At 62.0% G+C, this 20,059-nt stretch carries 16 protein-coding genes; 7 read left to right on the top strand and 9 right to left on the bottom strand.

The window, feature by feature from the left end; genetic code table 11:
• The first annotated feature begins 6 nt into the window (after window positions 1-6).
• The 3 genes from SPBM01_RS05560 to SPBM01_RS05550 all read left to right on the top strand — a co-directional run bounded on the left by SPBM01_RS05560 (window position 7) and on the right by SPBM01_RS05550 (window position 2,613).
• The gene (locus SPBM01_RS05560) at window positions 7-693 is read left to right on the top strand and encodes a ZIP family metal transporter (protein ID WP_188064369.1); all 687 of its coding nucleotides are present in this window, start codon (window positions 7-9) and stop codon (window positions 691-693) included.
• Window positions 694-1,233: 540 nt separating this feature from the next.
• Window positions 1,234-1,824 (top strand): RNA polymerase sigma factor, encoded by a 591-nt coding sequence (locus tag SPBM01_RS05555; protein ID WP_262504336.1) that lies wholly within the window; start codon window positions 1,234-1,236, stop codon window positions 1,822-1,824.
• Between the two features lie 309 nt (window positions 1,825-2,133).
• Entirely contained in the window at window positions 2,134-2,613 is a 480-nt protein-coding gene (locus SPBM01_RS05550) for a helix-turn-helix domain-containing protein (protein ID WP_262504335.1), read from the top strand.
• Window positions 2,614-2,887: 274 nt separating this feature from the next.
• On the opposite strand, the gene SPBM01_RS05545 is transcribed toward SPBM01_RS05550, so the two are convergent.
• Both SPBM01_RS05545 and SPBM01_RS05540 read right to left on the bottom strand, forming a co-directional pair.
• The gene (locus tag SPBM01_RS05545) at window positions 2,888-4,315 is read right to left on the bottom strand and encodes a hypothetical protein (RefSeq protein WP_188064368.1); all 1,428 of its coding nucleotides are present in this window, start codon (window positions 4,313-4,315) and stop codon (window positions 2,888-2,890) included.
• A 34-nt stretch (window positions 4,316-4,349) separates the two neighbouring features.
• Window positions 4,350-4,685, bottom strand: a complete 336-nt coding sequence (locus SPBM01_RS05540; RefSeq protein ID WP_188064367.1) for a hypothetical protein — start codon at window positions 4,683-4,685, stop codon at window positions 4,350-4,352.
• 201 nt (window positions 4,686-4,886) lie between these two features.
• Between SPBM01_RS05540 and SPBM01_RS05535 the strand changes: the two genes are divergently transcribed.
• Genes SPBM01_RS05535 through SPBM01_RS05525 form a run of 3 tightly spaced genes read left to right on the top strand, consistent with a single transcriptional unit; the run spans window position 4,887 to window position 8,535 of the window.
• The gene (locus tag SPBM01_RS05535; RefSeq protein WP_188064366.1) at window positions 4,887-6,056 is read left to right on the top strand and encodes an ABC-three component system protein; all 1,170 of its coding nucleotides are present in this window, start codon (window positions 4,887-4,889) and stop codon (window positions 6,054-6,056) included.
• A complete protein-coding gene (locus tag SPBM01_RS05530; RefSeq protein WP_188064365.1) occupies window positions 6,053-6,562 on the top strand; it encodes a three component ABC system middle component in 510 nt (169 codons plus the stop codon). The genes SPBM01_RS05535 and SPBM01_RS05530 overlap by 4 nt, the downstream gene beginning before the upstream one ends.
• Window positions 6,562-8,535 (top strand): DUF3732 domain-containing protein, encoded by a 1,974-nt coding sequence (locus SPBM01_RS05525; protein WP_188064364.1) that lies wholly within the window; start codon window positions 6,562-6,564, stop codon window positions 8,533-8,535. Before SPBM01_RS05530 ends, SPBM01_RS05525 begins: the two co-directional genes overlap by 1 nt.
• A 137-nt stretch (window positions 8,536-8,672) precedes the next feature.
• On the opposite strand, the gene SPBM01_RS05520 is transcribed toward SPBM01_RS05525, so the two are convergent.
• From SPBM01_RS05520 to SPBM01_RS05495, 6 genes are all read right to left on the bottom strand, one after another.
• Window positions 8,673-11,099 carry an AAA family ATPase gene (locus tag SPBM01_RS05520; protein ID WP_188064363.1) on the bottom strand — a complete coding sequence of 809 codons (2,427 nt, stop codon included), beginning with the start codon at window positions 11,097-11,099 and terminating at the stop codon, window positions 8,673-8,675.
• Entirely contained in the window at window positions 11,096-11,722 is a 627-nt protein-coding gene (locus tag SPBM01_RS05515; RefSeq protein ID WP_188064362.1) for a hypothetical protein, read from the bottom strand. The genes SPBM01_RS05520 and SPBM01_RS05515 overlap by 4 nt, the downstream gene beginning before the upstream one ends.
• Window positions 11,719-13,467: an SIR2 family protein gene (locus SPBM01_RS05510; RefSeq protein WP_188064361.1), complete on the bottom strand. Its 1,749-nt coding sequence runs from the start codon at window positions 13,465-13,467 to the stop codon at window positions 11,719-11,721. Before SPBM01_RS05510 ends, SPBM01_RS05515 begins: the two co-directional genes overlap by 4 nt.
• A gap of 381 nt (window positions 13,468-13,848) precedes the next feature.
• Window positions 13,849-14,763, bottom strand: a complete 915-nt coding sequence (locus SPBM01_RS05505) for a HEPN domain-containing protein (protein ID WP_188064360.1) — start codon at window positions 14,761-14,763, stop codon at window positions 13,849-13,851.
• Window positions 14,764-14,789: 26 nt separating this feature from the next.
• Window positions 14,790-15,293, bottom strand: coding sequence for a GNAT family N-acetyltransferase (locus SPBM01_RS05500; RefSeq protein WP_188064359.1), 504 nt, complete (start codon window positions 15,291-15,293; stop codon window positions 14,790-14,792).
• Window positions 15,294-15,301: 8 nt separating this feature from the next.
• Window positions 15,302-15,589, bottom strand: coding sequence for a DUF1778 domain-containing protein (locus SPBM01_RS05495; RefSeq protein ID WP_006960007.1), 288 nt, complete (start codon window positions 15,587-15,589; stop codon window positions 15,302-15,304).
• A 194-nt stretch (window positions 15,590-15,783) separates the two neighbouring features.
• Here SPBM01_RS05495 and SPBM01_RS05490 point away from each other — a divergent pair, with 194 nt between their 5' ends.
• Window positions 15,784-16,317, top strand: a complete 534-nt coding sequence (locus SPBM01_RS05490) for a hypothetical protein (RefSeq protein ID WP_188064358.1) — start codon at window positions 15,784-15,786, stop codon at window positions 16,315-16,317.
• Here the strand turns inward: SPBM01_RS05490 and SPBM01_RS05485 are convergent.
• A complete protein-coding gene (locus SPBM01_RS05485) occupies window positions 16,314-20,057 on the bottom strand; it encodes a conjugal transfer protein TraG N-terminal domain-containing protein (protein ID WP_188064357.1) in 3,744 nt (1,247 codons plus the stop codon). The two genes, SPBM01_RS05490 and SPBM01_RS05485, sit on opposite strands and share 4 nt — an antisense overlap.
• Window positions 20,058-20,059: the final 2 nt, after the last annotated feature.

The following is a 20,059-nucleotide window of genomic DNA, read 5'->3' as shown; positions in this document are numbered from 1 at the left end:
ACGAATATGCTGGCGCTGCAATACACGCTCATTCCCGTGCTGGCGGTGATCCTGGGCTCGATATGGGCGAGCTGGCGCCAGCCGAGCCCCGGGTTCGTCAGCGCCATGCAGCATCTGGCCGCTGGCGTGGTGTTCGCGGCCGCCGCCGCGGAAATATTGCCGCAGGTCATGCACGAAGCATCTCCGTTGGCGACCTTCATGGGCGGTGCGCTCGGGGTCGCTGTCATGCTGTCGCTCAAAGGCCTGGAAGGACGGACCAAGGGGCCGGTGGCGATGTTGGGCGCGATCGGCATCGACATTCTCATCGATGGACTGGTGCTCGGGCTGGCATTCATCGCAGGCGCCAAAGCCGGCCTTCTGTTGACGATCGCGCTCACGCTCGAAGTGCTGTTCCTCGGATTGACGGTGACAGCCGAACTCGGGGAGACGGTGCGCTCCAGGCGCAAGGTGATCGCCATCACGTTCGGATTGGCGTTGCTCCTTCCGGTTGGCGCACTGGTCGCGACCCCGGTCGCTACCTTTTCGCCCGTGGTGATCGCGGGCTTCCTGAGTTTCGGCCTTATGGCCCTGCTGTATCTCGTCACCGAGGAGCTGTTGGTCGAGGCCCATGAGCGGCCCGACAGCCCACTGATCAGCGCGATGTTCTTCGTCGGCTTCCTGGGCTTGCTGCTCATCGAGGAGATTATTGGTTAGGATGATCCGCCAGCGGATCATCGCTGCCCAACGCTATTTCGTAGGAGTACAGGCTTTCTGGTGCCGACACCGCAGAATAGTCTGGCCGTCTTCGCCCTCCGTCAAGCCGGCGGTTTGTGGACCGCGTGCCTGCAGCGCTTAAAGCCTCGACTGCAATGGAATATAAGCATGTTTCGGGAAGCGGATGCTCTCAGCCGATACGTCCGTCTGGCGGCCCGTCGCGTTGTGTCGAGGGATAACAGCAGCTATGTTGTTGCGATTGATTCGCAAGTTTGGGCATGTGCCGGATTGGGGGATCGATCACGCGCTGACGCCGCTGGTCGCGCTACCTTAGATGATGGACGCTTCCATGCCCAATGAGCACATAATATCGCGGCTCTCTCGTGCTGGTCGGATTCTCAGGACCGATGGGTTTTGGCGCGCACGGCGCAAGTGCTGGGACCATCCTGACCGGATGGCGAGGCGGCTGTGCCGACGAAGCCCGTGAAGGATGGTGGCACTTTACCCCGTCGCGGGGAGGGTGGGCCAGGCGGTCCATCTGTGGGGCGGAGCCTTGCGGTTGCCGGCGCCCCGTTCCGGTCCGCCCACATCGCGGACGCGTCTCTCGACCGTCTGCGTACTTTGCTCGAAACAGAATATGATTTGCTGCTCGTCAGGCTCAGCGGTGCGCTGCGATCGCCAGATGCCGCGACTGAGGCGCTCCACGACGCCTATCTCAAGCTCGAGAGCGGCCCCGTCATAGGGGAGGTCAGAAATCCACTCTCTTATCTCTATCGGATGGCCATCAATCTGGCGAAAAACCGGCGACGTCATGAAATGCTGTTCACGCCCGCCGATGCCGCCGCAGTCGTTGATCTCACCGACGATGCGCCGGATCCCGAGCGCGCGGCGAGCGCAAGGCTTGCTCTGGATCGAGTGCTCGACGCGCTTGAGACCCTGCCAGCCCAGAGGCGCGACATCTTCCTGGCGGCCTGGCGCGACGAGAAGACGCAGGTCGAAATCGCTGCCAAATTCGGGCTCCACAAACGTACCGTCCAGAAGGAACTGGCGCGCGCGGAACGGCATCTACGGACCGCGCTTTGTAACGAGTCTTCCTGCGAACCTGCATCTCCCGCCGGCACGCCACGCTAGCATCGGAGCAATCTGACCGCTGACCGCAGCGCGCGGACGATGCGCAGGTTCCGAACCCCTGCGACCGCCCCACCGCAGCCCCCTCTATCTCCAAGAAATATTTGAACCGGGAGGACCGCCTTTTCGTCCCGCCAAGTGTCAGGGACGATAGGGAGTAATAGGGTCCTCACGCCGTGTTCTGACACGGGCGCCCTTTCCAGGCGTCAATGTCCCACGCGTGGCGACTATTGGGAACGGCAATCAGACCGCGTTCCGCGTCCGTAGCCTGCCCATTGTCCCTCCGGGGGTCGCGATGGCGGCAAGGCGCGCTTGAAGGCCGGCGAGTATCTCAACGCGCGCGTTTCGCGGCAGGGCGAGTGCGCGCCGTCTCTTTTAGCGCAGACGGGAAGGGGTGAGCGCCGGACGATCCACCCGCCTGCGGGGCCTCGCCTGGCATCGTGGCAGGAGCGGCTGGCGAAGGAAACCATGAGCGCGAAGCTCGGGGAAACCGTCGTGATCTCGGATCTCGCTCGCGCTTGCCGGTTGTCCATGAGCTATTTCGTCCGGGCTTTCACGAACACGGTCGGGATCGCGCCGTACACCTGGTTTATCGGGCAGAGGATTGTTCTCGCCCAGACCCTCCTGGCGCAGTCGCATTCCCCGCTGGCAGAGATCGCTCTCGAATGCGGCTTCGTCGATCAAAGCCATTTCACCAACACCTTTGTCCGCAGAGTTGGTGCGACGCCCCTCCAGTGGAGACGAGAGGCCTGGGGCGAACGATCATTGCCAAGACGCCCTTGTTCGAAATAGCATCATTCACCAAGATCGGCTGCCTCGGCCGCGACGCTTTTCCATCACAAAGGAAGCTCATGAACGACACGACCGACAGCAAGCTCGATCTTCTCTCGCTCACGGCCGACATTGTTTCGGCGCACGTCACCAACAACAGCGTCGCGGTCGGTGATTTCCGGTGCTGATTGCCAATGTCCACGGCTCGCTCGCCGTCCTCGGCACCGTGCCGGCAGCAGTAGGGGGAGACGAGCAGAGGCCGGCGGTTTCTGTCCGCACGTCATCTCGCTAGCGGCTACGCAGCCTCAGCCTTCTCGGGTTCCGCTCCTTGGGCCCAGCCGGGTAGGCGTCCCAGATCGGCAAGTTCGGCCCGGATCAGGGAATTCAGCGCCTCGGGGAAGAGGCGTGCCATGGCCATCCAGACCGGATGATCCTGGCCGACTTGCGGCGATCCAGCTCGCGCGGCGGCGATCAACTTGCGGAACGACGCGCGGTCGATGAGATCGCGACAGGCGGAATTGCCGAGGAACGTCTCCAGCAGATCGGCATATGGGAAGTAGCTCGTCGAGCTGAGCTTGCTGTTGAGCATAGCAAGAAGCCGACCATCGCCCGAATAGCGCGAGATGTAGAGCACGTCCTCGCCGCGCTCGGCGCTGTGCGCGACAGAGCAGAGGATCGCAAACAGGCTCGCAAGGTGGGCGCGTCCGCGCTCGCCATGCCGGGCCCAATGGTCGTCTTTCCATTGGCTGAGCGCGGGCACATGGGCGCGAACCGATGCCCAAGCCGGCTCATAGGCGTCATGGTGAAAAGGATTGTCCGGCTTTTCGCGGCGTGCCTGCGCAAGGGCCTGCCACCAGCGGCTCCGGCCGTCTTTACAAAGCGCAATCAGGCGTTCGCTGCGTCGGTCCTCCAGAAACACCGACCGGCCGGTCGTGATGTCGAGATCGTCAAGCGTGACGAGGCGGGGTGCCAGCCAACCGCCCTTGCCGTTCTCCAGATAGCAACTGAGGACGAGCGTTCCCATCGCCAGTGACTCGGCCTCGGCCGCCGCGTCGAACAGGAAGGCGTTGCCCCGCTGCATCGAGATCACATCGTGAAAGCCCTGTGGGAGCGGCTTTGCCAGTTCGAGGAACACCCAGATCAGCTTCACACCCTCGCGGTCGTAGTGAAGATGCCGCGCGCTGATCTCCGGTGCGAACGGCTTGGAGAGTTGAACCTCCACGGCGAAGCGTCCCAGCCCCGTCATGAAAAGGAACACGTCGGGGTATCTCCCGCGCTGATGGACAGCCGGGCGCAAATAGGTGTCGATCGCGCTATCGACGCAGCTGGCATCCTGCTTCGCCATCGCCTCGACGGTTTGGCATGTGCGCCTGTGCAGGGCCGATTCCTGATGCCCCTGATATTGGGCTGCGCGCGCATCGTCGGGTCTTATCGTGCCGCCATCATACCAGGGGCAGTCCTCAGGGCCGCCCGGGAAATGCGCGAACATCGGAAGGTGATCGTCGTCCACAGCCTGGGCGCGGATGAAGACGCCATGCTCGCATAGCCGACAGCGCGCCAGCGGCTGGCCCGGGATGTCCGCGCGCCGCAGATTGATCTGGTCGCGCAGATGCGCCCAGTCCGGCCGCTCCATTGCCATGAGCGTTTCAATGCTGACGGCACCGCGTGGGTGCTCGAAGTCCGCGATCCGGATCGTTCGCTTGTGTGTCTGGAATGCCCCCATCCGGTGCCGATCCTAAGTTATAGCCATAGCTGCGTCAGTCGCGGTCCGTGCCGTTAACCTTTGAAAGCCGGACGAGCCCCTGGGGGTCGACCAGCAGGATCTTGCGAACGCCGCTTTCCGCAGCAGTGCGTCTGGCCCGTTCGATCAGCTCCAGTGCGGGAAACTCGAAGCCGCTGAGCTTTCTTGGCACCATAAGGTCGACGGTTACCGGCCCAATGAGATCCATTTCCAGGTCGGCGACGATCTGCGCTCCGATCCCTTTGGGGCGATCGACATAAGCGATGAAGTAGCGCTCCCCCGCCTCGATCAGTGCTTCATTAATGATGACGTCTACCAACTTCCGCCCCTGCCATTGAACCGGAACAATCATGGAACAAAGCCTTGCTGCATTCAAGTTTCGTGATCACGACACACCCGTTCGGGGGACCTTGATCGGGCCGATTGGTTTTCATAAAATAGTGGATGTCCAATGCGCGTCTGTCGATGTGAGCATATAGATGTTGCTCCAAGCCATCATCACTTGACCTTGTGCCGCGACTTGAACAGCATCGCTGGCAAGGGGGCTTATCTGATGAATGCCGAGACAAAACCTGCCAAGCACAGCGCGCCTGGACAATATCTCGGCTTTGCCTTGCAGCCGGTGCGGGTATTCTATCATCTGTTGACCAGCCCCAAAGGCGCCAAGGTATCCCTGGAGTTCAAGGATGACGTTGCGGTCCATCATGCGGATGGCAAGCTTCTGCTTGAGCAGACCAAGAGTGCGCTCCGACAAAACCCAATCTCCGACTGGGCCGGCGATCTCTGGAAAGCGTTCGAAAACTGGCGAGCCATGATCGTCGGCAAGGAGATCGACGCCAGCCTGACCGATTACCACCTGTACGTGACACCTCAAAAGAAGGGCGATTTTGTCCAGGCGCTGTCCGCTGCCGCCGACGTCAAGGCTGCCGAGGCGATTTTGAAGGTCATCCGCGCCAAGCTCGGCAAGTTGAAAGCCGTTCCCGGCTGCGCCGAGCATCTCCAGCCGTTTCTCGACGCAGATGCCGAGCAGCAGATCGCGATCGTGACACGATTCTCCTTGGAGTCGGAGGGGGAAGATCCCCTTGATGCGATACGGGCCGTCCTCTTACCGGTCATCAGTGAAAACCAGATCGATGTCCTCATCAAGTCGGGCATCGGCCAGGCAAAGCAGGCGCTCGATCGCCTAATTCAGCGCGGCGAGCGTCCGATCCTGGATGCAGACGTCTTCAGGCGCGATTTCCATGCGTTCGTCCGTCAGAACAACATGCCCGGACTGCTCACATCGTTCGGTGGTGCGCCGAGCGGCGATCTCGTAGCTGGCATCGCGTCCACACGGCCGACGTTCATCCGTCAGCTCGAACTCGTCGATGCCAATGACGAGGAGCGGTTGCGAGCCGTCAGCGACTATCTGCGGGCGTCCGCCGACAAGTCTGATTGGGCGGATCGCGGCGTGATTTTTCCCGGTAGCCTCGACACCTGGGACGACGACCTTGTTCGGCGGTATGGCATGATCCGAGGCGACGTCGCAGATCTGCATACCGATCGGTCGGCACCGGTTCAGGGGCGCCTGATCTATCGTCAATGCGCGCAGCACCAGGCCCCGCTTGAAGGGCGGGTGGTGCCGGGGCATTTCGTCCATGGCAGTTTCAACGATTTGGCCGATCGCCGCCGGGTCGGTTGGCATGCAGACTATGATACCCTCCTCGGCGAGGCTCCTGAATGACGGCCCTCGCAAGCATAGATCTCACTGAACTCGACCTCGTTCAGAACCCCGCCATCGGCGCCTATCTGATCTGGAATTTCACTCTCGGATATCAGGAGGACGGTGCCGAGGCCGCGCCGTTCCTGCTCGCGTTCCTCGTCCTGCCGATGCTATTGCACCGGCAGACCTTCGACGCGGTCGCCTCCACCAGAAAAGCCTCAGGCCTGACCCTGTTTGCCGCCAAGTTCGATCGCGAACGCGAGGCGCTTGTCGAGCTCCACTCACGGGCACGTCAACTCCGGCCTCTGAGCCTTCAATCGATCGGCGTCGCATCGACATCACGTCTCATCCGTATCGACCATGGATCGGCGCTGCTACATGGCTATTCGCTCGATCTTCTCGATGTGAAGAAACCATCCATCCCTGAACGGCTGAAAGGGTTTTCGGGCGCTGCCGACAAACTCGGCTACTGGTTTTCCAAGCTCGGCCTTCCCCAGATCGCCTCAACCTTGAGGATCGACTTCTAATGTATTTCCAGCTTCTCAAGTTGATCCTCTGGCCTCGAACCGACGAAAAGCCCCGCGAACTGGATTTTCATCCAGGCGTCGTGAACGTCATCAGCGGCGCGTCGAAGACGGGCAAATCGGCGGTCATTCCGATCATCGACTATTGCCTCGCTTCGGACAAATGCGCGATCCCTGTCGGTGTTATTCGTGAGAATTGCAGCTGGTTCGGCGTCGTGATCGATACGGTCGAAGGGCAGAAGCTTCTCGCTCGCCGGGAGCCTGGGGATCAGCAGAGCACCGGGGACATGGTCCTGATCGAGGCCGACACGGTCGAAGTTCCCCATCGCATTGAGGGCAAGGATACCACGCAGGCCAACGTCAAGAAGATGCTCGACCGGCTCGCCGGTCTCACCAATCTCGGCTTCGAGCCAGATTCCGAAGCCGCCTCGCAGTCGCGCCCCAGCTTTCGCGACCTGATGGCATTTACGTTCCAGCCCCAGAACATCGTCGCCAACCCCGACGTCATGTTCTTCAAGGCGGACACCAGCGAGCATCGCGACAAGCTGAAGACCATCTTTCCATACATATTGCAGGCGGTGACCGCCGAGGTCCTTCAGGCGCGCCATGAACTCGATCGTCTGAACCGGATCCTGCGGCGCCGGGAGATTGACCTGCGCTCGCTCGTCACCGCAGGAAATGCCTGGCGGCTGGAAGCGACATCGTGGCTCAGGCAGGCGATCGAGTTCGGGCTGCTGCCGTCCGGCCAGGTGATCCCTACTGAATGGCCTGATATTGTCGATCTCCTGCGCGGCATTGTGGCGACCAACAGCGAGGCGGCAAATCCCACCATCGCCGGGATCGATGTTGCCCTTGCAAGACTCCGGGAGCTGCGGGACGAAGAGAGCAAGGTCGCCGCTGAGCTCACCCAGCGGCGCCAGCGGTTGAGCGAATTGCGTCGCCTGATCGAGAGCAGTGATGCTTATGGAAGCGCGCTTCGGATCCAGCGCGATCGCTTGTCGATCTCCGAATGGCTCAAGCAACTTGTGCCCGAGGACCGGCCCGAGGATGTCATCGCGGTTCTGGGTGAGGGCGGGCGCGAGAAGGTCGATCAGTTGAGCGACGCGCTTGCCGCGATCGAAGTGCGCCTTCGCACCCATCCCAGCGTCTCCGATACGCTCGACAAGGAGATTCTGCGTCTGCGGGCGGAGGCCGAGACCTCGCTGGTGCGGCTCAACGAAATCAAGCGAGAGATCGGGCTGCTGGAGCGCAACTCGCAGCAGGCGAAACAGGCGATCGATCGGTTCGATCGCATGGAGCGCTTTCTGGGGAGACTGGAACAGGCTCTCGAGCTTTACGACAGAACCGATCAATCCGCCGGACTGCGCCAACAGATCGATGCTCTCAAGGCGCAGATCGCCGAGTTGCAGAGGCGGGTCTCGGAAAACGAGATTCAGCGTAAGCTACGCAATGCGATCGACAGTATCGAGGCGATGACCGGCCGGCTGATTCCGCGGCTCGACGCCGAATGGCCCGAAGCGCCCGTCCGATTGATGATCCAGGATCTGACGGTGAAGGTGATTCGCGGAACCCGGGACGACTATCTCTGGGAGATCGGCAGCGGTGCGAACTGGCTTGCCTATCATGTAGCCCTGACCCTCGCGCTACAGACATTCTTCTTGGCGCTGCCGCATCACCCCGTCCCGGGACTGTTGATTTACGACCAACCCAGCCAGGTATATTTCCCGCGCCGAACGGCACGGGATGAAAAGGCGGATCCGGTCACGTGGCGCGACCAGGATGTCGAAGCCGTCCGCAAAGTCTTCGCATTGCTAGGCGAGCAGGTCGCAGCCGCCACCGGCCGCCTCCAGGTCATCGTCCTCGACCATGCAGACGAGGATGTATGGGGCGGCCTTGCTAACGTGGTTCTTGCCGAGCAGTGGCGCGATCACGCCCTAGTGCCGCTCGATTGGCTGGAGTCGGATCAACCGGAATAGCCACCGCCGACGCGGCACTTCGAGCACGCGAGTGGTGCTAGGGTGCTGATACATATCCGCTTCCATGAAACCGGAATAGCGGGGTCGATGACCATCAAGTCCAGATGGAGAAGACCCGGCTCTGAAGCCGCGGCGGCCTAAGCCGCGAAGCGCAGCGCCGTCTCTGGCTTGTGCTGGAACCGCTTGGATAGAAGGTCGGTGTCGCGCGTCGTGTTGCGTGTCAGCTCGAGAGTAAGCAGGCTGTCATCCTCAAACGCGGGGCTGAGTTCGAGACGCAGATATTCGAACAGCTGGCGGTCATGGACCGCGACGATCACCTGACGGCCATGCTCCTTCGACAGCGTCCGCAATAAGGACGCGAAATGGGCGATGTGAACATCGTCCATCGACTGGACTGGATCGTCGAGGATCAGCCAGGGCAGCTGCGGCGCTACCGTCAGATGCAGCGCCACGAACAGGGTGAGCGCTGCGGTGTTGAGGTTGCCGGCGCTCAACATCGCGCCGGGGGTTCCACCCGCGCCACCGGCCCGGTGGCGCGTTACGAGTTTCGGTTTGAGCTTGTGGGTCGGCTCGGTTGGCACATGAAACGCTGGAACGAAAGGCTCGGTCGGTGCGAGCCGGATGAACAGGTCGCGCCACAGCCGGTTCAGCCGATCATTGAACGCGCGGCTGATGATCTGCGCGCGCACCGCTTCGACGGCATCCTTGATGGTCTGCCCGTCCTTACGGATCCGCGCGGCTCGCTTCAGCGCCGCATCGTGGAGACGCTCGGTCGCCCGATCCCGAGAGAGCAGTGCATCCGCTTCGCGGAGACGGCCGAACTGCATATCGGCCTGGGTCAGATTGTCCCTGATCGAACGCCGCGCCTCTTCGCGGCCATTTATGGCCGTAAGCTTGGCGTCGATGGCGGTCCCGATGTCCTGCATCACGTCACTGAGCGGGCGCAAGGGATCCGGTGCGGCAAGGCCTAGCGCTTCGGCCAGCGTCGCCACATGTCCGGCGGTCGCCGCTCGCGACTGGCTGCGTGCCTGATGGTCACTCAACGTGCGGCGGGTCGACGTTTCCAGCGAGATGATTTCAACCCGCTCTCCGATCGGCTGCGCGAGACGTGCCAGCTCGGTAGCGACGGCATCAAGATCGGCGGCCCGGCGGGCAAGGTCGGCGGCGGCCTCGGTCTTCATCTCTCGCGCGCCGAGCGTTGCTTCCTCGCGAACAAGGCGGTCGATCTGTTCCTGCTGGGTCGACCGGTTACGGCCAAGCGCCAATAGGCGCTCGGCTGAGCCCGACAGCTGGGTCACTTTGGCATGGACATGGTCGATGAGAGCGCCGTCGCCCTTCTCCGAATAATTGCGGTCGCAGACAGGGCAAACGTCGGAGTCGATCACGGCGCTGATCTCGGCAAGCATTTCAGCAAGCGAGCCCGCATTCTTTCCGATCAGCGCGATCTCCTTATCGATCGTCGCAAGATTCTTGCGCTCGACTTCGAGTTCGGCGGCGAGCGTGATCTTGCGCGCCGCGTCGATGGTCACCTGGACCGAACGCTCACGGGCCTGACGACGGGCCTCGCCGATCTGAACGGTTGCCGCATCGAGCCAGACCTTGGTGTCGCTGGCCGGCGTCGCGAGCGTCGGTAGTAGCTTCGTGACCTCTCCATCGATCCTATCGAACGCGACACCATAGTCGGCGATCCAGCGGCCGAGCGCATCGGCGGCCGTGCGATGGGCGACGGCGAGGTCCACCTCTGTTGTCGCCGCAGTGCCACCCGCCAATCCGCGCCGAAGCGATTCCACGGTTCGCTTCTGATCGATGAGCGGCGCGACAGCCGCTTCGTCCGACAACTGCGCCAGGCGCTCGCCGAGGCCCTCCAGATCGGTTTCCGCAAGCGTGTCGGTCTGGCCCAGGCGTTTCCAGGCCGCATTGATCTCCGCGACGATCGCCGTCAGGGCACGCTGCGCGACGGTCCGGGCCTGTTGATGGTCGGTGATCAGGCGATCGAGGCGCTGCTTCTCGCTCTCGGTCGGGGCGTAGCCGGGGCTCGTTTTCCGGAAGTTTCGCAGATCAGCAACCGGAAGGAGGCCGGTTTCGATGGCATCGAGCCGATCGAGGCCAAGCAGTTCGGTCACGAACCGCGCGAGTGGCGAATCAGGGGAAGAATCTGAATCCTGATAAATCTGCAGTAGCTGGCCGAGCATCGCTTGTGGCAGATAGCAGCGTTCGCTGAAGAAGCTCGCCGGATCAATCGGGAGCATCGCCTTGTTGCTGATGCCATCGCGGGCGAGCAGGGTCTCGAAGTCGTTGAGCCCCTCGAGGCCGGTGGTGCGAACGCCCACCCGGCCCGCCTGGGCGTCGCGGAGCAGCAACTGTTTGGCATAGTCTGGATCAGCCCGTTCGAGCGCGATGACCCGTCCCGTCAGCGCAAGTTCAATGGCCGACAATAGGCTCGTCTTGCCGGCGCCATTTTCGCCATGCACGAGCACCACCTTCGCATCGAGCGGCGCGTGTACGGTGCCACGGATGCTGCGGAAATTGTTCAGGTCGAGCGAGTGGAGCATGGGGCCAGTCACGCGCCGGGCTCCAGGACCAGGACTTCACCGACGCGTTTGGCCAGCGCTCGGGTTACAGCCCCATCGCCGCGGATCGACGCCGCAGCGAGTCCAGTCAGCAGTTCCTGATCAAGATCGGTCGGGAGCGCGGCGAGCAACTCGGCGATCGGATCGGCCGGCGCTGTCGCTTCGACATTGTCATCGAGCTGGAGATCGAGCGGCAGCAACAACCGGATATGGTCATCGAGCGCTTCCAGGGCTTCGGCGCTGCTGGGTACACCATCGGCACCGAGCGCGGCATCCTCGATGCTAAGCACGCGGCAGATCGGCGATAGCGCCTCGACGAGGCTCGCCAGGCTCGCGCCGGCGAGGATCACCGTCAGCAGATAACGGGACTGGGTGACGTCGAATGCTCGGCTGAGCGAATGGACCCGCTGCCGCACCGACGCGGCATCACGATCGCCAAAATCGCCTGTTGCGGTATCGACAATGAGGATCAGGTCAAGCGACCTGCCACCTGTCCCGAGCAGCGCGGCAGTGAAGTCGAAATCCACCGAGGCAACCCGAAAGGGGGTCGAAAGCGCCTTATAGTCATTGGCTTCGAGGCGCTGCACCAGACCTCGAACGAGCAGAGACTGACTCACAGCGATAGCTCCTGTACGAACCGCGCGGCGAGGCCAGCCGCGGTGGTCTCGCCGGAGACCATCCGGGCCAAGCAGACATGCTGCGTTCCGACCCTGCCGGTGCGGCCAGGGCTCCTACTCATATTGCGTGGACTGTCGCCGACGATCGCCTCCTGCATCACATGCCAAGCCTCGTCCGCATGGATCACGATCGCGTTGTCGTTAGCGAATGCGCCACTTTTCTCTAGCGCGATGGCTACGCCGGCCGAGCGCGCAAAGAAGAGGGGGCGCGGGTCAGCGTCCTCCCAGCTGGCGATTCCTGCGATTGCACCCGAGACCAACTCGTCGTTCAAAGGCGGTGCCAAGGTCCAGAGTCCATTGTCGACGCCATGCTGAAGGAGCGCCAGCGCGACGCCTAGTTCACCCAGGCAGGCCACGCGGGCGTTCTGATCTTGGCCGACCCCGCCGACCGGACCGCCGGTGAGCACTTCGTATGCGCCGGCGCCATGGGGCAGCTTGCCCGTCCGAAAGAGGCTGAGGAGCCGCGACCAGACCAAGATCGCGCTTTCGAGGAAAGCGGTGCGGTCGTCGGTTGCGAACCCCGCCACGGCATCGCGCAACCGCGCCAATGAGCCGACCAGCACCGCACGGTCGGTCGCGAGTACTTGCCCCTCGAGCGCCACGTCGATCAGCGCGCTGAGCTTGTCGGTGAGGACCTTTAAGACCAGGGCGAGCAGCACCTGCTCGCCCCAGGCAACCAGCAGCGCACTGTTCTCGATGTCGGCGATCGCGTTGTTATAGCTGCCCGCGTAGACCGTTTGGAGCATCAGGCGTTGGCCGTTGCCAAGGTCGCCCTCGCAGAAGACATGCGCCTGTGGGTCGCATGGCCAAGGCCAAGGATTGGCCTGACGCGCGACGTTGAAGGCCGCCTGTAGATTGCCGTCCTGAAGCGACAACCCCGTCATCAGCGCGCGGTGATTTGTCGCGAGCGAGATGACCTCATTGCGGATAGCTGTGTAGAGCTGCTGGTGGGGCCAAGCGTTGATCTGACTCGTGCTACCCACGAGGAATTTGCGATAGAGTTCTTGATTTTCGGTCGCGTGGACAATGCAGCCGTGAAACTTGATCAGCCGCGCCTTACCGGGGTTGTCACGCAAATGTGCGGGATCGACCACCACCTGGAGATTGCCGGGCAGGCCGCCGCCCAGGCGTTCGATAGCGGCTTCGATGAATCCATCCCAATTAGCCGACGCGATCTCGCGCAGCACACCCTCCAGGACGAGGATCGCGATGCTGAGATGGGCGCAGCCTGGCGCTGGAGGATTGCTAAATGCATCGCGCACATCGACCGCATCCCACAGGATATAATCTTCGTCGGTGTTGGGGAGGCGGATATTGAGAAGCTGTGAGTAACGGTTCCACAGCCCGCTGATAATTGGCACCCGAACTTCATCCGGCCAAGCGCCGAAAGCGGTTCCAAAGTGAGGTACGGCGAGCGCGACATCGGTATGGCTCTCGATAATGGCCGCTCGCAGCGCTGGCTCGAATGTCGCTTGTGTTGCAGGATCCACCGCCTTCAGGCGAAGAAACTCGAGCGCCCTCGCGGCGATCACACCGAGATCGGGCGCCCGACCGAAGGAAATGCCCGACCCGACCCAAAGCGCAAACGCGGCGTTGCCGAAGGCGTTTGCCATCGGCGCGAAATCACCGTCGAGCTGTGCCAGGACATCGGGGATCGTTGCGTTGGTTGCCGCTTCGACCGTCATGCCCTTCGCCGTCCCCCTAGTGCGTCACGGCATCCGCCCGCATTCCTTGACCCCAACCATATCGCAACGCGCACGGTTGTCCACCGATGGTCACCAAACAGAGCGATCGTCATGCTCAAGGTAGAAAGTAACAGGGTGGAAGGAAAAGCGGTCGGTCCTCGGCGATGAGCGGAACGACTGATTATGGTCGACAACCGCTCGAATAGAATACTGTCAGGAATTGTGGAGAGGAAATCGCTCGCTGAGCGTCTTATTCTGGTCGTCAGTTCCCGACAGCCTCGCCATTTCACCGGTTCGGCATCAAGGCAGCTTTAAGGTCACTCCTGTTTGCGGCCACGCTTATTATCGAAGTTTTGCCATCGTCCCGCTATACCGGTCCAATCAAAGCGCGGCGCGCAGTTGGTCGAGACGCGACGTGCAGTCCTCATGGACGAGGCGGCCAAGCTCTTCCACCCTTTCGGATAGCCAGGTAAGTTCTTCCTCTGTGATGCGATAATGCCTTGAGAAGCGCGCTTTCACATATGCGTCCTTGAGCTTCGCGAAACGCGCTCTGGCCCGGGCATTGTCGCGGGGCCATGCCTCGAAAAGATGATTGGATTGCCGTTCGGCCTGAGTACGCAGGAACGCCAGATTGTGGACGTGTGGCGTGTAGAAGGTCGTGACGAGAAGGACGCAATGATACAGCCGTTCACATGCCTGGTGCAGATTGAAGGCGGCATCCCGGTATTCCTCCTGCGACATACAGAAGTGAAATATCTTTCTGGAGCTGACGGCCGCAGAGAACCACTCCTCAAAATACTCGGAAGCCGCCGTGAACGCCTCATCGGGTGTTTTCGGCTTCGGCTGATGAAGTTCGCTGTCCTCGGCTTGATAAAGCGCGATTCCGTCGCGCGCGACATCTATGAAGAAGGAGCGCCCGTGCGCGAGCCCGTCATTTACCTCCTGAAGGGAATGGACAATGAAGTTTACGGGCGTCTTTAAATTCTGGGTAATCGTCCGCTCGCGGTTCAGGCGTTCGTCGGCCTTCTCCCAGTAAGCCACGCGATCGGTCAGCTCCTTCTGGTTGACGATGACGAGCAGATCGAAGTCCGATTGATATGCCTTTGCCGTGTGCGGCTCATCAACCCAGTTGCCGCGCGCATAGGAGCCGTAGAGAATGACCTTCAGTATGCGGCCAAGCTTGCGCTGGCCGTCAGGTTTGCCATGTGCATCATCGAATTCCTCGAACAGAATTTGAACGACACGATCAAGCTCGCGCCGCTTCGCTAGAGGGAGATGATCGAGTTCTGTTCGCATGGCTGTCCTGTTTCTGTTCTTCGCAATTACCCTTGGAGATGCCGCCGGGCATCTTTCGACAATAGGAACATGTGATTTGGATCCGATAACCCTGGGATGAAATCGAAATTCTGATAGAATTGGCGTGCAGCCTCGTCCTTGGCATGTGCAGCGATTGCGCGAATTCCAGCGATATCGGCTGCCTGCAAAGTCCGCGTGAGGGCATCTTTCAGAAGACCGGAGCCGAGCCCTTTTCCTTGATAGCCAGTCGAAACGCCGAGCCGTGCAAGGATCATCAACGGAACGGGGTGCCGCGCCATTCCCTTTGTCAGGCGATCGGGCGCATCACTATGATCGACATGCCCCACAACCAGAGTGTGGAAACCCACAACCTCGTCTCCGGTTAGGGCAACGTAGGACTGGGATGCCCCGCCTTGCTGCGCCTGCCAGGCGTAGCGCGACAGGAACCGGTTGAGCTCCTCGCGACCGCAATCGAAAACATCGATGGCATGGTCGCGGCGAAGCTTTTCAATGCGAAACTGGGGCGCCATCGGTGCGCTTAACCTGGGTCCTGCTCGAACACGCTCGGCTTTGTAAGCAGTTCAGCCAGCCTTGGCGTGTGGCGAGGGGGCGCATCGAGTGCTGCCAGGAATGCCGCCCACTGGTCCGCGTCCAGATTGAACTCCCGACGATCGGGGAGCGTCTCTTCAGCGCGCGCCAATGCGCTTTCCAGCACGAATTCGCTGACCGAGCGATGCGCAGCGAGCGCAGCCTGTTGAAGCGTCCGCTTTGCAGTGGGTGACAGGCGTAGATCGAGTTTCTCAGTTCGGGCGGTAGCAGAAGCCATGACACACCTCCTTTCGATCCACCCCTCATACCCGACATGCCGGACAATGTCATGACATAATTTTACGCTTCCGTCACATTTTGCCGACGGGTCTAAATGTTCATTGGGCGCCCCCCTCGGCCGCATGGCATGACCCTATGGCCGAAATTCCGGGTCGGAGGGGAAGGGGGGATCGCGGCTGGAGGAGATTGGCTATGCGCCATGAATATTTCCCATCCATTCCAGATCGTCGATTCCAAAAGCGTGCGGATTTTGCTATAACCGTCACGCACAGGAACGCGGATCAAATGTCGCCAGATTCTGCCACCAATATGGATGAACCGGTCGTTCCAGCCGAGGAGTGGGTTCGGCCGCGCGCTGCGGACTATCTGTGGCGTCCATGGTACGCGAAGCTCTGGTGGGCTGCGATCCCCATCTACTGGCTTCCTGCCGGATCACCTTTCGGAATCGACTTCCTCGCAGACTTCTATGGCAGCAGCGTCGGTATCTATCTCAACATTGTCTTTCTTCCCATAACCGCTCTCCTCGTGCTCGGCTTCGGCTATGCCCGAAAATGGCGCGACAGCGAGCATTGGGTCGACATTTCGGAGGGCGAGCATAACAGCTCAAGCCTGTTCTATCGGCGAACGCCCTACAGTCCTCCAGCGTATGCGGATCCCCTTAGCCCATTGTATCAAGCGATCCACCACGAGAGCGCGGAAAGCCGGGCACGGCGCCAGGGGCACTAATCCTTGCGCGTCTTGAACGATGGGTCACCATCGTTGCTGCCATGATCGCGATCGCCGCGTAGTCTTCCACTGCTCAGGATTGAGGATTGCTCTCCGGAAACGAGAGGTGCTGCATAGTCGAATGTGCCTCTGCCCGAGTCCGCGTTTTCGAGATAGCGGTTTCGAAGGCCCTGGGCCCCAAACACCTGCCGTCCCAACTCCTCCGAAAAGGCTCTTTCCGGATTGCCTGACTTGGAAGCGACCCGTTCCGCCGCTGCGATCGCATTGCGAACATCATAATTGACGATGTCCATCGTCGCCATCGCGCTCGAATTGGTCTGACTGGTTTCGGTACTATTGAATCCCAAGGTGCCGCCAGCCTGCCCTCGTGCGGTGCGGCCTCCGCCCGAACTGCCTTTTTTTCCATCGGGCAAACCCTGTCCCCCTGACCCAATTGACGCCCCGCCGCCGATGTTCAAACCAACCGTGGTCCCCATCGAATTTTGCTTGTCCGCCGAGCGGCTCAGTGACCGCTGCCACCCTGTCTGCGCCATGACCGCCTGAACATCGCGCTGAAGCGTGTCTGCAACCTGCGGCTTCAGCCGCCAGTCGCCTTTGCGGTCCATCTCGAACCCGCCCTGCAGCCAGTTGGCCATCGCGGCACGGCCTTCCTCGCCGCCGCCCATGAAATGTTCGATTGTGTCCGGACCGGCCTGCTTGCCCGCCTCGAATCGCGTGCTGGTGTCATTGCGCGCGGATTGCTGGAACCCTGCGCTGCTGGATACGAGCAGGTCATTCTCGGCAAAGCTGAAGCGAGCATTTCCTCCCTGTGCGAGAGCACCGAACTGGCTGTCGTTGATAAGCCCGGCACGGAGCAACTGACCAGCCTGATCCGCGGTCAGGTTCATTGCGAGATCGCCATTCTGCGCCATCGCCAACTCGCGCTTCGACATGGTGATGCCGTGGCTGCGCAGCAGCCCCTGCATCCGGCTCAGCCGCTCGTTATCGACGATCCTGGTCAGCCGCTCGTTCCCGGCGCGATCGGCGATGCCTGCAGCACCGCCCTCAGCCATATCGACCTGATTGCCGGCCGTCCGGCTCAGGGCCTGGATGAAGCTGTCGAGGCGCGCCGCCTCGCGCGTTGAGACGCCGGCTGCTGCGGCGCCTTCTGCAAACCCGAAATTATCGGACTGCCGACGCTGCTCTCCGATCCGCGCAGCCGACCGTGTGCCGCCGGTGCCCACCTCGCGCTGGGCGTCGAGTTTGCCGGAGCGCTCGGCGAAATCATATCCTGCCGCTTCGCGCGTCCGCCCATAGACACTTGTGCCTTCGCGACCGGCCTCGGCCGTCGCACCATCGGCGGTGCCGACCTGGGTCGCGGCATTATAGGTTTCGAGGGCGTGAAGCACCTGCGCCTCGTTGCGCCCGGTGGCGCGGGAGAGTTGGGAGATTGCGGAACTGCGGGCTTCACCGGATAGCGCGTTGACGAAGCCGATGCGGCGTGCGGTCTCCTGTGGAGGAAGGCCGAGCATCTGCGCGGCGTCGCGCTGGCCCTGGTTGGTGCCGGTCCGCAGCGCCTGCTCGGTCGCGACGTTGCCGCGCTCGATCCCGGCGACACTATCCCCGGCAAAATCCCGCCGGCCTTCCATCGCGCCGACATGAACCTGGGCCGATGTCAGGTCGTTGGCAATCATCTGCTCCTGGTCATAGGCATTGGCGATCAGCTTGGCGAAGGTCGGGTCGGACTGGGCTTCACCGATCACGCCCGACGCCTTCAGCTCGGCGTCTTTCGCCGAATAGCCGCCGCGCTCGAAATGGCGCGTCGCCCCTTGCATCATCATGCCGTATGCCCGCTGGTCGCCAAATGCCCGCCACTGGACGAGGTTCTGCGAAAATGCTGCGAACGCTTTCTCACCAGCCTCCCCCTGGCCGAAATAAGTGTTGCCGAGTGACCGAAGCGCGTCCTTCTCGGCGAACTGGTGAATGGCGCTGGTGGCGGCATTGGCCTGGACCGCGCGGGCTACTTGCGGGTCGCCCAGGTCACGGCCGTTGAGGGCCGGCGACAGGCTGCCCATCTGCCGCGCGCCCTCGATGCCGCCGAGCGCGAACGCGGTGCCACCCGCCGCACCCGGCCGTTCGCCAAGAATGCGGCCAGCCTCACCATAGGCGCGATTGGCGCCGAAGGTCGAACGCTCGCCAAAGTCGCCGAAACTGGAAGCCGCGCCGGCGCGCGAGCGAGTGCCTGCGGCCGATGCCTGACTCTCGAGTGCCGAGGCGTAGCCTTCGCTCGTGCCGAGCGATGCCGCGGCCGCGCTGGCCTGGCCAGTGACGCCAAGGGTGCCGCTGGTGAAGGAAGTGAAGACATTGCCGCTGAACCGAAAGACGGTGAACACGAATGCGCCGGCTAAGCCAGCGGCAGCCGTGCGGAAGCTCCCGAAGATTGCCAGTGCCTTCATTGCCGCCGACGGGGCCAGCAACCAGGCATTGGCGCCGAGCGCATTCGATCGCATCTCGGCGAGCGCATCAGCCGCGCGGCCAAGCGTCAGCTGATAGATACCGGCATCGATGACACCCCAGAGCGCCACGAATACGAACAGGCCAAGCGCGAAGCTCGCGACACGTAGATTGATCGGCGTCAGGATGAACAGCAGCGCGACGGGTATCATGAACAGCATGATCCCGAACACCGTCGCGCGGATTGTCGGCATCCATTCATTGGCCACAGACATGGTCGCCAAGCCGTTCGAAACGACCGCCCGGTTGGCCATCACGCGCGCGGCTGTCGCCGGGGAATCCTCGAACAGCACATCGCCCACCGTGTTGCCGAGCAGGATATGGGACATCAGCGCCTGGATGGTCAGGGGACGGCCGAGCATCATCTGTCCCATTTCACCGAGCTGCTGGCGGCAACGGCCGAGCTGCTGGGCATTGGCCGTGTCGAATCCGGTCCGCGAACAGACCTGCTGGCTATAGCTCTCGAACAGGGTCGGGTCGGACAGCCGGTCCGAGATATGCGCCCAGGCATCGGTGCAGCTCACCGTTGTCCCGCCCTTGTCGGACTCGGTATAGACCGTCGAAAAGGTCGCTGGCCCCGCCATCGCCGCGAACGCCGCAGGCAGGTCGGTGGTCGTGCGGAACAGCTTGTCGTCGTCGACGCCATAGGCAGCCGAAACACGCGCTACCGGATAGCATTGACGGACGTAATCCTTGATCGTCGCGTCCAGGAACGTGTCGGTCATGGGCCCGCGCGGCGAGACCGCGTTCAGGAACAGGTCGAAGCTATGGCCGCCGGCACCGAACTCGATCTTGGCATTGGGATCGAGGGTGTTGTCGTCGATCGTCTCGACCAGTGCTCGCTCGATCATGTTGGTCGCACCCGCCACCAGCACCAGCAAAGTGGGCACGCCACCGACCGGCTGATAGGCATTGCGGACCCGGTCGTAGACATGGACCGTGCCGGTGGTGGCGATCAGCCCGACGAAGATGCCGATGCCGACCAGAATCTGGAACCCGAACGCCACCAGTCCCATGCCCGAGCCACGAACGCTGGCGAGCAGCGCACCCAGGCCGATGCCGACGGTCGCGACGATCAGCACCAGCGTCTCATAACGCGGATCGGCGAAGATCATCGACACCAGGCGGAACGCATCGACCGTCTCGGCGAACCCGTCATAGGTGTGAAAGCTGGTATCGACTGCAAACGCCGGGGTCGCGGCAAAAAGCGCGGGCAGGAAGGCGAGGGGCTTGGCGAGGCGGCGCATGG

It is taken from the genome of Sphingobium sp. KCTC 72723 (assembly GCF_014280435.1).
Taxonomy (GTDB): domain Bacteria; phylum Pseudomonadota; class Alphaproteobacteria; order Sphingomonadales; family Sphingomonadaceae; genus Sphingobium.
The sequence above is the reverse complement of the archived record's forward strand: the minus strand, read 5'-3'. Positions and strand labels throughout refer to the sequence as shown.

Excerpts from the sequence above, each read along its gene's own strand:
- SPBM01_RS05560 (WP_188064369.1), top strand. The coding sequence starts at position 7 with ATGCTGGCGCTGCAATACACGCTCATTCCCGTGCTGGCGGTGATCCTG.
- SPBM01_RS05510 (WP_188064361.1), bottom strand. The coding sequence starts at position 13,467 with ATGACGGTCGAAGCGGCAACCAACGCAACGATCCCCGATGTCCTGGCA.
- SPBM01_RS05485 (WP_188064357.1), bottom strand. The coding sequence starts at position 20,057 with ATGCGCCGCCTCGCCAAGCCCCTCGCCTTCCTGCCCGCGCTTTTTGCC.
- SPBM01_RS05495 (WP_006960007.1), bottom strand. The coding sequence starts at position 15,589 with ATGGCTTCTGCTACCGCCCGAACTGAGAAACTCGATCTACGCCTGTCA.
- SPBM01_RS05530 (WP_188064365.1), top strand. The coding sequence starts at position 6,053 with ATGACGGCCCTCGCAAGCATAGATCTCACTGAACTCGACCTCGTTCAG.
- SPBM01_RS05505 (WP_188064360.1), bottom strand. The coding sequence starts at position 14,763 with ATGCGAACAGAACTCGATCATCTCCCTCTAGCGAAGCGGCGCGAGCTT.
- SPBM01_RS05535 (WP_188064366.1), top strand. The coding sequence starts at position 4,887 with ATGAATGCCGAGACAAAACCTGCCAAGCACAGCGCGCCTGGACAATAT.
- SPBM01_RS05490 (WP_188064358.1), top strand. The coding sequence starts at position 15,784 with ATGCGCCATGAATATTTCCCATCCATTCCAGATCGTCGATTCCAAAAG.
- SPBM01_RS05500 (WP_188064359.1), bottom strand. The coding sequence starts at position 15,293 with ATGGCGCCCCAGTTTCGCATTGAAAAGCTTCGCCGCGACCATGCCATC.
- SPBM01_RS05525 (WP_188064364.1), top strand. The coding sequence starts at position 6,562 with ATGTATTTCCAGCTTCTCAAGTTGATCCTCTGGCCTCGAACCGACGAA.
- SPBM01_RS05545 (WP_188064368.1), bottom strand. The coding sequence starts at position 4,315 with ATGGGGGCATTCCAGACACACAAGCGAACGATCCGGATCGCGGACTTC.
- SPBM01_RS05540 (WP_188064367.1), bottom strand. The coding sequence starts at position 4,685 with ATGATTGTTCCGGTTCAATGGCAGGGGCGGAAGTTGGTAGACGTCATC.